The sequence below is a fragment of the Bifidobacterium actinocoloniiforme DSM 22766 genome, assembly GCF_001263395.1.
In the GTDB taxonomy this organism is placed as follows: domain Bacteria; phylum Actinomycetota; class Actinomycetes; order Actinomycetales; family Bifidobacteriaceae; genus Bombiscardovia; species Bombiscardovia actinocoloniiformis.
Window position 1 is genome coordinate 501,853 of the sequence record NZ_CP011786.1, and the last position, 12,232, is coordinate 514,084.

The 12,232-nt window shown below is 61.3% G+C and carries 12 protein-coding genes and 2 pseudogenes; 9 read left to right on the forward strand and 5 right to left on the reverse strand.

Going from position 1 to position 12,232, the window contains the following annotated elements:
* Positions 1 to 361 precede the first annotated feature (361 nt).
* The 9 genes and pseudogenes from rlmN to AB656_RS02035 form a co-directional block, all read left to right on the forward strand.
* A pseudogene (gene rlmN, locus AB656_RS01995) lies at positions 362 to 1,528 on the forward strand (dual-specificity RNA methyltransferase RlmN); the annotation flags it as partial.
* A 109-nt stretch (positions 1,529 to 1,637) separates the two neighbouring features.
* Positions 1,638 to 2,549 (forward strand): prolipoprotein diacylglyceryl transferase, encoded by a 912-nt coding sequence (lgt, locus tag AB656_RS02000; protein ID WP_033503520.1) that lies wholly within the window; start codon positions 1,638 to 1,640, stop codon positions 2,547 to 2,549.
* A 1-nt stretch (position 2,550) separates the two neighbouring features.
* Positions 2,551 to 3,225, forward strand: a complete 675-nt coding sequence (gene rpe / locus AB656_RS02005) for a ribulose-phosphate 3-epimerase (RefSeq protein WP_193786711.1) — start codon at positions 2,551 to 2,553, stop codon at positions 3,223 to 3,225.
* 51 nt (positions 3,226 to 3,276) lie between these two features.
* Positions 3,277 to 3,894 (forward strand): CDP-alcohol phosphatidyltransferase family protein, encoded by a 618-nt coding sequence (locus tag AB656_RS02010; protein ID WP_033503478.1) that lies wholly within the window; start codon positions 3,277 to 3,279, stop codon positions 3,892 to 3,894.
* The gene (locus AB656_RS02015) at positions 3,891 to 4,844 is read left to right on the forward strand and encodes a DUF881 domain-containing protein (RefSeq protein ID WP_033503480.1); all 954 of its coding nucleotides are present in this window, start codon (positions 3,891 to 3,893) and stop codon (positions 4,842 to 4,844) included. The genes AB656_RS02010 and AB656_RS02015 overlap by 4 nt, the downstream gene beginning before the upstream one ends.
* 5 nt (positions 4,845 to 4,849) lie before the next feature.
* Positions 4,850 to 5,182 carry a small basic family protein gene (locus AB656_RS02020; RefSeq protein ID WP_033503482.1) on the forward strand — a complete coding sequence of 111 codons (333 nt, stop codon included), beginning with the start codon at positions 4,850 to 4,852 and terminating at the stop codon, positions 5,180 to 5,182.
* Between the two features lie 132 nt (positions 5,183 to 5,314).
* Complete coding sequence (locus tag AB656_RS02025; protein ID WP_236681889.1) at positions 5,315 to 5,956, forward strand: DUF881 domain-containing protein; 642 nt, start codon at positions 5,315 to 5,317, stop codon at positions 5,954 to 5,956.
* 6 nt (positions 5,957 to 5,962) lie between these two features.
* The gene (locus tag AB656_RS02030) at positions 5,963 to 6,400 is read left to right on the forward strand and encodes an FHA domain-containing protein (protein ID WP_033503484.1); all 438 of its coding nucleotides are present in this window, start codon (positions 5,963 to 5,965) and stop codon (positions 6,398 to 6,400) included.
* Positions 6,401 to 6,542: 142 nt separating this feature from the next.
* Positions 6,543 to 7,190 (forward strand): MerR family transcriptional regulator, encoded by a 648-nt coding sequence (locus AB656_RS02035; RefSeq protein WP_051905250.1) that lies wholly within the window; start codon positions 6,543 to 6,545, stop codon positions 7,188 to 7,190.
* A 259-nt stretch (positions 7,191 to 7,449) separates the two neighbouring features.
* Here AB656_RS02035 and AB656_RS02040 read toward each other — a convergent pair whose 3' ends face one another.
* From AB656_RS02040 to AB656_RS08210, 5 genes and pseudogenes are all read right to left on the reverse strand, one after another.
* Positions 7,450 to 8,181, reverse strand: a complete 732-nt coding sequence (locus AB656_RS02040; protein ID WP_033503526.1) for an HAD hydrolase-like protein — start codon at positions 8,179 to 8,181, stop codon at positions 7,450 to 7,452.
* A gap of 34 nt (positions 8,182 to 8,215) precedes the next feature.
* On the reverse strand, positions 8,216 to 8,563 hold the full coding sequence (locus AB656_RS02045; protein WP_033503486.1) for an RNA polymerase-binding protein RbpA: 348 nt from the start codon (positions 8,561 to 8,563) through the stop codon (positions 8,216 to 8,218).
* Positions 8,564 to 8,661: 98 nt separating this feature from the next.
* Positions 8,662 to 11,334, reverse strand: a complete 2,673-nt coding sequence (locus AB656_RS02050; protein WP_081924838.1) for a DEAD/DEAH box helicase — start codon at positions 11,332 to 11,334, stop codon at positions 8,662 to 8,664.
* 75 nt (positions 11,335 to 11,409) lie between these two features.
* On the reverse strand, positions 11,410 to 11,724 hold the full coding sequence (locus tag AB656_RS02055) for a hypothetical protein (RefSeq protein ID WP_033503488.1): 315 nt from the start codon (positions 11,722 to 11,724) through the stop codon (positions 11,410 to 11,412).
* A 55-nt stretch (positions 11,725 to 11,779) separates the two neighbouring features.
* Positions 11,780 to 12,160: pseudogene (locus tag AB656_RS08210) on the reverse strand (WYL domain-containing protein); the annotation flags it as partial.
* Between the last annotated feature and the right edge of the window lie 72 nt (positions 12,161 to 12,232).

A 12,232-nucleotide genomic window follows, 5' to 3' on the forward strand; every position in this document is an offset into this window, starting at 1 on the left:
CTGAACGGTTACGGAATATGCCGGCGCATGAACAGCCTTACCCACAACCGCAGGCCTTTCGAAGACGGTTAGGACGTCATCTCTTTCATCGTAGTCAGGGAGCCGCCTAACGTATCTACACTGTGACCCCGACCCCTCTTGGACGCCTTCTAGGAAGATGAGATTGGCCTTCCATAAGGCCTCTCCGCTCCACATTGCGCCCCTGGTCTGTGCCGTGGCGTCGTGGTCTATAGGCCTGGGGGCTGTTGCCTGTAGGATTGCCCGGGTGGACGCATGACGCCCGGTTTCGCCGCAGCTTGCGGTGTCCGTGGAGGCGTGCAGTTGGCCGAGCGGGTGAGGAATCGTTCAAAGGATGGTGCAGATGCCCGGTGTGGATCAGACAGGTGAACAGCCGGAGACAGGACTGACGCCGGGCGCCGAGCGAGGGGATTTCCGGGACGTGCTGGCGCCCAATCATGCTCGGAGGGGCAAGCCGCCCCTGCACTTGGCGGACATGACGGACGAGCAGCGCATCGAAGCCGCGAAGGAGCTGGGCCTGCCGCGTTTCCGCGTTCGGCAGCTCGCCAACCACTACTTCAATCATTTGAGCACTAATCCCGCCGATTTCACCGACTTTCCAGCGGCTGCGCGTGACGATGCGGCCAGAAGGTTCTTCCCAGAGTTGATCACCCCGGTCACCAGTCAGGTGGCCGACCAGGGCATGACCGTCAAGACCCTGTGGAGACTGTTTGACGGCTCCAGCATCGAATCGGTCCTGATGCGCTACCCCAAGCGGGTCACCCTATGCATCTCCAGCCAGGTGGGATGCGGAATGGGTTGCCCCTTCTGCGCGACCGGGCAGTTGGGATTGACGCGCAATATGTCTACCGGCGAGATTCTGGAGCAAGTGAGGGCCGCGGCGGCGGCTGCGCGTGACGGCAAGCTCACTAGAGGGCCAGCCCGTCTGTCCAACGTCGTCTTCATGGGCATGGGGGAGCCTATGGGCAACTACCGCTCGGTTCTGGCAGCGATCCGGCAGATCAGCGCCCTGCCCCCGGAGGGTTTCGGCATCTCAGCGCGAAACATCACAGTCTCAACGGTCGGCGTGGTCCCCGGCATGCGCAAACTGGCCCAGGAGGGGATTCCCGTACGGCTGGCCCTCTCCCTGCACGCACCCTCGGACGAGCTGCGCGATGAGCTGGTGCCGATGAACCGTCGGTTTAACACCACGCAAGTGCTCGATGCCGCCCATGACTACTATTTGGCTTCCAAGCGTCGGGTCAGCATCGAATACGCCCTGATGAAGGGGATTAACGACCAGGCCGAACATGCCCGGCTCCTCGCCAAACGCCTCAACCATTACGGCGACGACTGGGCCCACGTCAACCCCATACCCCTGAACCCAATCGAGGGATCGCGATGGACTGCTTCCAAGCCCGAGGATGAGCGTCGTTTCCTTGAAATCCTCCACTCGGCGGGTATCGCGGCCACTCTGCGTGACACCCGAGGCTCGGATATTGATGGGGCCTGCGGGCAGCTGGCCGCTAAGGCAGGCCAAGCGTCCGGCCAATCGAGTGAACCGAGCGCGTCGGGTACACCGCGGACCGACAGTTCACCCGTTGCTGCTTCGGTTGCCCGCAAGGCCTAGGATGGGAACCATGACGACCTTCGCTTACATCCCCTCTCCGCCGGTCTCCACTTTCTCCATCGGCTCCTTTCCCATTCACTACTATGCGCTGACAATGATCGCCGCCATCGCGGCCGCCGCCTGCATAGCCGGGGCGCGCTGGAAGAAGATGGGCGGCAACTACGACCAAATTCTCGACATCACAATCTGCGCGGTGCCAGCGGGCATTGTGGGCGCCCGCTTGTACCACGTGATTACCACGCCCGAACGTTTTTTCGGTCCCCAAGGCAACTGGGTGAATATCTTTAACCTGCGCCAGGGTGGCTTAGGCATTTGGGGGGCGGTCCTCCTGGGTGGCCTAGCGGCTTGGGCCTGGTGCCGGCACAAGCATTACCCAGCGGCCCTCCTATGCGACGCCGCTGCTCCCGCCCTGCTAGTAGCCCAAGCCATTGGGCGTTTGGGCAACTGGTTCAACCAGGAGCTTTACGGAGCTCCAACCACCCTGCCTTGGGGGCTCAAGCTCAACGAGACAGGCAACTCGATCGGCTCCCAGGAGCAGTGCTACGACGGCGCCACTTGCCCGACCGGTACTCTCTTCCACCCCACGTTCCTCTATGAGATGATTTGGAACCTGATTGGGGCCGCCCTCCTGATTTGGATTGGGCACAAGGCCTTCCGCCAGCTCAAGGCTGGAGCCCTGTTCACCCTCTACATCATGTGGTACACGGCCGGTCGCACTTGGATCGAGTACCTGCGCATCGATTTCGCGCACGAGATTCTCGGCCTGCGGGTCAACGTGTGGGTCTCGATCCTGGTGTTCATCTGCGGAGCGGTCGCCTTCGCGATGGTCAACAGGAGGGGCAAACCGGTGGATCTCCTGTCCGAGAAGCTCCGAACCATCACCGAATTGGAGGAGCGTCGCGCGGTCGTTCACTCCGCATAAGATGGAAAATATGAGCATCCAGATAGCACCCAGCATCCTGTCGGCAGACTTCGTCAACTTGGAACGCGACTTGAAAGCGATTTCCAGTGCGGACCTGGTACATGTCGACGTCATGGACCACCACTTCGTACCTAACCTGACCTTGGGCGAGCCGATCGTGGAGCGTATATGCCAGGTGAGCGACCTTCCGGTCGACGTCCACCTGATGATCGAGGACCCGGACCGTTGGGCCCCGGAGTTCGCCAAACTGGGCGCGGCTTCGGTCACCTTCCATATGGGCGCCACGCATGCTCCGGTCCGCCTGGCCCGTCAGCTGCGGGAGATGGGCGTCAAAGCCTGTTTCGCGGTGCGACCGGCCGAGCCTGTGGAACCTCTGTTCGACATCCTGGATGAGTTCGACATGATTCTGGTCATGACTGTAGAGCCTGGTTTCGGGGGCCAGAAATTCCTCTCCAACCAAATGGGCAAGGTCCGCCGTCTGCGTGACCGGATCACCGAGCTGGGCCTGCCTACGCGCATCCAGGTGGACGGCGGTGTGAGCGTTACGACCGCTCCTGTGGTCGCCCAAGCCGGGGCCGATGTGCTGGTGGCTGGATCCGCGGTCTACGGAGCCCAGGACCGGGCCCAGGCGATTGACTCGATTCGTCGGGCCGCGCAGGGCGCTTACCGCTCCTGACGGGTGGCCAGGACCTTTCATGGCAGAGTCCGAGCCAGTGAGGAGCCGGCGATGAGTCACCCGATTATCGAGCGTTTTTCGCGCAGCAAGTACAGTCCCGACCCGCGTGACGTGATTTGGACTGTGCCCAACGTCATCTCTTTCCTACGCATTCTCTCCATCCCGGTCATCGCCTACCTGGTGGCCAGGCGCCATCTGATTATCGCCTTGGTCGTCTTGTTGGTCTCCGCCCTTTCCGACGGGGTGGACGGCATCATCGCCCGTCGTTTCAACCAGGTCTCCAAGCTTGGCCAAATCCTGGATCCGATAGCGGACCGGCTGCTGATCCTGTGCTCCGTCCTCGCGCTGTCCATAGCGAACATCCTGCCCTGGTGGCTCTTGATTCTGGTGGGGCTGCGCGACGTGCTGATGGGCCTGCAGGTCCTGCTCCTGGCCCAGCACGATTACGGCCCCTTGCCGGTCCACTTCGCAGGCAAAACCGGGACGGCCGTGCTCATGCTGGCCATACCCGCCTTGATTCTCGCGGATGCCTGGCGGACCCACTTCTTCCAAGTCCTCCACCTGGTGGCCTTGGGCGCGGTGATTTGGGGGGTCGGCCTGTATTGGTTGGCTGGCCTGATATACGCTCGTCAGGGATTCGGCTTGCTGAAGGAGGATAGCCGGTCATGAGTGAGCCCAGCCCGCAGCGAGCCTCCTTCCAAGTGCCGCCCGAGCGGGCCCTCATTCATCGCCGTGCCGTTTTCTCTAAGGCCACGGCCCGTATCGGCTCCCACTTTGTTGAGGAAGACGAGACCGCCAGACCGGCACCAGGGCGTAAGCGTCAGCTCCAAGATGAATCTTTGCGCCTGATTGATGACTTGACCAACCGACCTATGGATCCACTGTTCGAGGATGCCAGGTTGACGCCTCGGCCAAGCCGTTCCTCCCTCGCTCTGTGGGTCAACCGGGTCGTCGTCTTCCTGATTTGCGCGGCCGTTGGCCTGGGGGTGGCGTCGGTGGTCCAGGTCCTGCATAGGGACCCTCGGCAGAAGGTCCGGGAGAAGCTTATTTCTCAGATTCAGGACGTATCCCAACGTTCCGACAACTTATCGGGCCAAATCGACGGTCTGCGCGGTCAAATCGACCAGCTTTCGGCCAAAGTCGGCGCTGGGGGAGCGGCAGGGAACGGGTCGGCCAGTGATATTCTCAACGGATCGGTGGCCGTGCACGGACCAGGTGTCACCATGACCTTGTCCAACCCCCTTTCCAGCAAAGACAATGACAAGGGCGATCAAACCAAGGTGGTCACCGACTCGGACCTCCAATGGTTCACCACCCAGCTGTGGTCAGCGGGGGCCGAGGCCATCGCGATCAACGGCCACAGAATCGGCGCCCAGACCTCCATCCGCCTGGCGGGCCAAACGGTCTTGATAGGGACCGACTCGGTCCAAAGCCCCTACCGTATAGAGGCCATCGGCGATTCGCGCGCTCTGAAGTCCCATTTCGACGAGGGGGATCAGCGCGATTACTTGTCCAAACTACGCGCAGCTAACATCACACTCCAGGTTTCATCCGCCAGGGATATTACACTGAAGGGAGCGGGGGTGCCAGATTTGCAATACGCGAGGAAGGGCAGGTAACAGTCATGGCCGCAATTCTAGGATTGATTGTCGGCATCGTAGCCGGCGTCTTCCTGCAGCCGGACATACCGGTGACCCTCCAGCCCTACCTGCCAATCATGGTCGTGGCCGCCTTGGACGCCCTGCTGGGCGCGGCCCGATCCTACTTTGAACGCTCCTTCTCCGACCGCGTCTTCGTCGTCTCCTTCTTCTCGAATGTGATTACGGCCACCCTCCTTGTCTTCCTGGGCAATCAGCTGGGTGTCGGCTCCCAGCTTTCCACAGCGGTCATCGTGGTCCTGGGCATCCGCATCTTCTCCAATGTCTCCGCCATCCGGCGCTTCATTTTCAAGGGCTGAGCGCCGATGAAATTCAACCTCGCCAAACGCCCGGGACGTACGCCCCCTAGCATCCCACCCGGAGCCCCTCCGGCGCCAGGCCGGTTCAGTTGGAGAAAAGGCGATGACACACGCACCGGTTCCTTCCCAGTTGTGCGTCGTAAGCCCCCGCGCGCCCTGGGGTCAAGGGCCACACGGGTCAAGGTTCTGACCAGTCTGCTGGTTGCCTTCCTCTGCGCCTTGCTGGGTTTCGGCTACGCCGTCCAGGTGCACAACACCAAATCCACTTATGAGGGATTGAGCGAGGACGAGCTGGTGCGTCTCCTGGACGAGACCAGCACCCAAGTCGACAAGCTGGAGGAGCGCAAAAGCCAGTTGGGCGAGCAACTGCGGTCCATTCAATCCGCGGCGGACAAGCAGCAGGAGGCCGCTCGAATCGCCAAGCAGAACGAGACCGCCTCCGGCATTCTGGCCGGTCACCTGCCCGCAGAGGGCAAGGGGGTCGAGATTTCAATCCAGGAGGGGAACGACCGGGTGGACGCCTCCACCATGTTCACCTTGATTGAAGAGCTACGCAACGCCGGCGCCGAAGTGATCGCCCTCAATGGCGTGCGCGTAGTCACGTCCACCTACGTGAAGGACAGCAAGGATGGGGTCGTCTGCGACGGCCACAATCTGACCGCGCCTTACCGTATCCAGTTCCATGCGCAGGTATCAGTTACCCAGTCTAACAGTGTCAGAATTGACCAGATACGGCAACCGCAGCACTATCAGTACGCTCAAACGGTACAATAGGTCTTTATGACAGAACCGATTCCCACCGCGGGCGAAACAACCATCATCGGCATGCCCGCACTGCACGTACCCGTTACTTCGACCGGTGACCGACCGCTCACCCAAGAGGACCTGGACACCATCTCCCGACTGGGTCCGGGCACGGCCCTCCTGATTTCGACGCGCGGCGCCGTCTCCGGCTCACGCTACCTGCTCGACGAAGACCAGGTCAGCGTAGGTCGAGACCCTAAGGCCGACATCCTCCTTGACGACTCCACGGTCTCACGCTCCCATGCCGTGTTCGACCGTTCACCAGAGGGCTATACGGTCCGCGACGCCGGCAGCCTGAACGGCACGTACGTCAACCGCCAGCGGGTTGATCAAGCTTTGCTGCATAATGGCGATGAAATTATGGTAGGCAAGTTCCGCTTGGTCTATTTCACCCGATCAGCGATTGTCGGTTAGCGGGGGAGGGGTTCGCCCCCCCCCATCACAAGTGATTTGTAGGCGTTTCAGGGGGATTGAACTTCCGATTGGTTCCTGCTTCTCATTTTCGCTTACACTGGATTCATCTAGGGGAGTAGGCACTCACGAAGGAAGAAGAGTGATGAGCGTTAAGAGGGGAACAAGCGCGCCGAACGGAACCGGGCAGGAGAGGGTTCAAGCTATCCAGGGCGAACTGTTCGCCGCCACCGGCGACGAGCCCGTCACACGGGGCTACCGGGGTTCGGTCGCCTCTGAGGTGGCTGGAATCACCTATAGGCAGCTGGACTACTGGGCGCGTAAGGGAATCATGGAGCCTTCAATCACTCAGTCCCACGGCTCGGGTTCCCGGCGTCTGTACTCCTTTAAGGACATCGTGATTCTGGCCGTCCTTAAGCACTTGCTCGACATAGGCGTAGTGCTGCCGAATGCGACCGTGGCTGTCGGCTTCCTTTCCCGCAAATCCACCCAAAGCTTGGAGGACGTCACCATCGTCTGTGATGGTGAGTCGGTCGAGGATTGCCAGAGTTCCGAGCAACTATTCGAAATCATGACCTCCGGCAAAGCGGTCTTTGCAATGGCGGTAGGCTCAATCTGGCGGCAGGTTCGCGATGACCTGGTCGACAAGGATTATGTGGACCTTGACGAGGATTCCGTCTTCCAAGGGAAGCTGCGCAGGCCACTGGAAGAGATGGCGATTGAACGTTTGCGCCAGCGTATCGAGCTCCAGCAGGCCGAGCGCCGTGAGTACGCGCCGCTGCGCCTCGCATGAGCCCAACCCATATGCGGTTGTTCCTGGCGGAGCATTTTCGTCTGGGCGGTTGATCACTTGTTCATTTGATGACTAACCCATGAGTGCCTTACGAAGGGGAGAAGCGCAATAGCGGATCGCATCCTACGGTGGTTCGCACTGATTGCTAATTTGACATAACGTACATTATCGGCTTTTAGGGTTTTGCTAGAATCGGAGGCTCGGGAGCGCCGCTTGCTTGGTCTGTGCTCAACGAGCAAATCCATGACAACTGCTGCGTTCAAACCTTGGCGGTCGCCGGCAGGAAGTATTCCTCAACCGCTTGAGCAAGATCGTGCACGTGCTCGATGACTCGGTAACAGCCGTGCTCAGCTAACTCGCCGGCCTCGGCGTAGCCCCAACCGCATCCAAGGCAGTCAAGCCCGACAGCGTGGGCCCCGTCAGCGTCCGTCCACCGGTCGCCGACCATCAACGCCTGGTCGCCGGCCTCTGGGTTGAATCCTAATGAATCGAATCCATAACTGATGACTTGATCCTTGCGAACCCTGGATGAATCCTGGGAAGCCCCGAATACGTCATCTAGGAGTGGCTCCAGTCCGAAATGCCCGCAGATGGACTTAGCCTGCGCCTCGGGTTTGCATGTGGCTACAGACAGGTGGAAGCCCGCTCGGCGCAGGGCCCGTAGCTGATCCGGCACGTCCGGAAACACGGAGTTGCACAGGGTGCCCGTTACTAGGCGGCCAGAGCCTGAAGGGTCCTCGAAGATCGCCCTGTCGGTGTAATAACTGCGGTAGATGCTCACCGCGCGCCCAATGAGCGACTCGTCGACATGGTTGCGGCGCAGGGATGCAGGAATCGATGGACCGATGAAGCGTCTGAGCTCGGCCTGCGAAGGAACCGGCAGACCCAAGTCCTCGAAAGTCTTCACCACCGACGCGATGATGCCCGGATGGGATGCCGTCAGCGTGCCATCCAGATCCAGAAGCACTATGGTTCGGGCGTGCTCGCCTATTTGTCCTTCCGAGGCCATTGAGAGCTTCCCGCCTTCACTCGTAGTCAGGGAACCAGCCTTCACGGCGCATCTTCAGACGCTTATCGAGCAGGACCTTGAGCTCATCCTCGGATCGGCGCTCCATCAACATGTCCCAGTGCGTGCGGGTGGGCTTGCCGGTATGGTTGACTTCGGTCTCGTCCTCCCCCTCACGGCGGGCGATCTGCCCGCAGCGGCACTCCCACTCGTCAGGCACTTCGGCACCTTCAGCTAAGGGCAGAATCGTCCGGTGCCCCTTGGGGCAGACATAGGCCACCTCGCGGCGGGGCGCAAAGTCCACATTGTCGTCGGACTCCAACGATTTAGCGCCAATACTCATACCGCGAAGACTGCGTTCGGCCATGCTTCCTCCATGTATAGGGCTTCCAGGGACAATACCACTCCCAAACTACAAAACAGCTCGGACCTCGCTCTTATTCCCATCCCGGCGGGTCGGGGCGTTCAATCTACACCTGTATAGGCAACGATCCCACGGTTTACCGCTTGCACCGCGCGGCGGGCCGTCTGAGCGATCCCCCTCGAGTGAGGCTCCAAATAGGGCTCAACCTGGATGATTTGGGTGAGTACGTCAGACAGGCGCTTGGCGTTACGCACGAAATCGCCCGCGGTCAAGTCGCTGCCCTGAAGGATCCGGGCCAGACTCTCTCCCCCGGCCCACTCGTATATGACGCCAGCCAAGCCGAAGTCCAATTCCGGTAGTTCGGTGGCTAGACCAGCCTCATCACAGGCGTCCGCCACTTGCTTCCAGATGCCCTCCATGTCGGCGGCCGCGGCCGCTAGACGCCCCTCTGGCTCACCTGGGTAGCGGCCCAGCTCCCTGGTCAGCCCTCCCCCACGGGACTCGTAGACCAGGGCCGACAGCGCGGCGGCCAATTCGCGTGGCTCCAGCTCATCCAAGGCACCGGACAGGAGTGTCTGCGCCAGGACCAAGTCCTGCTCGCTGTAGATTCGACGCAGGAGCTGCCCACTCTGGGTCAGTCGGTAATCATTGCGCCAACTGGCTTCGCCTTCAGCGCCCACCCGGTGTTCGACCTGCCTCAAGTAACCCATGCGTTGTAGGATCTGGCAGATTCTGTCAAATTGGCGGGCCACTGATCCCGTGCGCGAAGCATAGCGGTCTTTGGCCAAACCGAGTTCGCGCCGCTCCCGCAGCCAGCGGCGCGTCCACTTCAGGTGGTCCTGGAGGTGGGGGCATCCGCGGCATGGATGCTCGCGTTCAGCCTCTTTGAGCTCATTGATCTTGCGGTCCACCGCGGCGAAGGCCTCGCGCCGCTCCAAATCAGAGGCGAACACCTGGCGTTTCAGGGCGCGTCTGCCTTTCTTCTGTACGCACGACAGGCCAGCCCGGATCAGGGCGAAGTCGGTGACATCGCCGTAGTCGCAGTGAGCGGCCTGTTCGTAGCCCTCCATCGCTTCCTTGAGCTTACGGATTTGCACCTTCAACTCGGAGGCTGATTCATTCGCCTCCCACTGGGCGAAGGAGTGGGCCAAGGTTGTACGGGCCGTCTCATAGTCGCTCGAGTTGAGCAGGTTGACCGCCATGTTGAAGGTAGGGCGGAAGGAGGAGTGCAGGGGGTAGACGCGCTTGCTCGACAGGGAGGCCATGGTCTCCGGCTTGAACCCTTGATGGTCCACAACGATCGCATGGCCTATCGAGTCGATCCCCCGTCGCCCCGCGCGCCCGGTCAGTTGGGTGAACTCCCCTGGCGTCAACGCCACATGGCCTGTACCGTCATATTTCTCCAGCTTTTCCACGACCACGCAACGGGCAGGCATGTTGATGCCCAGGGCCAGGGTTTCCGTGGCGAACACCGCCTTGACCAAGCCCAGCTCGAAGAGGCGCTCGACGACCTGGCGGAAGAGCGTGATCACCCCTGCGTGGTGCGCTGCTATCCCCTGCTCCAGGGCGAACCGGAACTGCGAGTAGCCCAGGGCCTTTAAATCAGCATGGCTCAGCTGCCCTTCGACCATGCCGTCCACAATTCGGCGAATGCGCAGGGCTTCCTCGTCGGTGGTCAGTTTGAGGCCAGCGTCCAGGCACTGCCTGACCGCATCGTCGCAACCGTTGCGTGAGAAGATGAAATAGATGCCTGGCAGCATCCCCAGGTAGTCCAATTCATCAACGACCGCCCAGCGGCGGGGTGTATGCCGGTTCGGCTGCCTGACGGACTCCGCCCCTCGGCGTCCCTGGCCACCCCGCCTCCGCCCGGGTCGTTCGCTCCGGCGGGAGCGCAGGGCCAGGTCGTCCAACTGCGAGAGGCGCGAAACCAGGCGGGGGTTGATTTTCGCGCTCTGCTTGCCGGACTTGTCTCGCCGGTAGAGATCAATGACCTCAGGTTCGGTGCGCTCGTCCTCCTGCACGATGACGTGCTGCTCCAGGGGCACCGGGCGTCGCTCCGAGACCACCAGTTGTGTCTTGCCCCGTACCGAGGCGATCCATGAGGAGAAGTCCTCCACGTTCGAGACCGTGGCGGACAGGCCGACCACTTTGACAGTGCGCGGCAGATGGATGATGACTTCCTCCCAGACTGGTCCCCGGAAACGGTCGGCCAGGTAATGGACCTCATCCAAGACGACATAGCGCAGGGCGTTCAGCGTGGTCGAGCACTCGTAGAGCATGTTGCGCAAGACCTCGGTGGTCATCACCACGATGTCGGCCTCGGAGTTGATGGAGGTGTCTCCCGTGAGCAGCCCCACCTTGTCCTCGCCGTACAAATCCACCAAATCGTGGTATTTCTGATTGCTCAACGCTTTGATGGGCGTCGTGTAGAAGGCCTTGACGTTCTGCTCTTGGGCCAGGTGGACCGCGAAATCCGCGATGATGGTTTTACCGGCGCCAGTAGGCGCAGCCACCAATACATTATTGCCGGCCTCCAAAGCGTCGATGGCCTCAATCTGGAAGTCGTCCAAGTCAAAGGACAATCCGGCGGCGAACCGCCCGGCGGCGCTGGCGGCCCGATGCTGCCGGGCCTTGAACTGCGCGTAGCGGTTAGCTGGGTCCTGACCGCTTTCTTGCTCTGGGCGCTTGCGTGTTCGGCCGCGCCCCCGCACGGCCCCACTGTCAGCGTAACCAGTTCCGTCCGTCGCGGGAGCGGCGTGAACATGACGTGACATCGGGCTCTCTCCCCCACACCATTAGTTGGACTTGAAATGCCTGTATCACTGTATACAGACCCCCTACCCAACCGCCTAGTCGTTAAAGGTTTGCCATGACTTCCAAGTATCGTTGTGGCGCTCGCGGGCCGCCTCTTTGCGCTCCAGAACCTTGGCGTGGGCGCTTGCGTAGCGATCCGCTGAAGTCGACAAGGGTTCGGTGAAAGCTGGGTCTTGCTCGGGGCGCTCCGGGGCCTGCAGACGGGAGGGGCCCAGGCGCTGGCTGCTGGCGGCGACGAGCGAACCCACAACATGGGCCGCTGATCGCGCACGGCGGAAAACGTAAATTCCACCAGAGACCAGCATGACGATCATCAGGATCACTATGGCCAGCCAAATCCACCAGGGCATCGTTTCCTCCTTCAAGGAATCAGGAGCCGGGAGCTGCGCTCGCCCAGCCCGGGGGTCAGTCCTGCGGTTCAGGCACGACGGCGGAGAGCGAAAGCTCGCGTTGCGCACGTGCCAGAATCATCTTACGCAGGGTCTGGGGGGCCACGGCCGTAATATGCCGGGCGTGCGCAATGCAGAAAGCGACGAACCAGGAGTCCGAAGAGACGATCAAGTGAACCTTCTGGCCCTGGCCGCAGGTTTCGACTGTGGCGCCGGACAGTGATTTGATGTAGGGCAGGTCGGTTGCGTCAGTGATGAAGACCGCTGGCGTGCCGTTGTCGAAGCTCCACCTGCGCAGTTCGGAGACTGGCACATCCGGGAATTCGACCTTGTGTTTTGGCGTCACCAGCTCCGCGTGCTCGACCCGCGAGAGCCTGAGGACCTGCCACTGCCGGTCGCGGCCGGTACCCTGCTTGAGCCGGGGACGGGTCTTTCCGGCCTTGCCATCAGCGCTTGGGTAGGCGTCCTT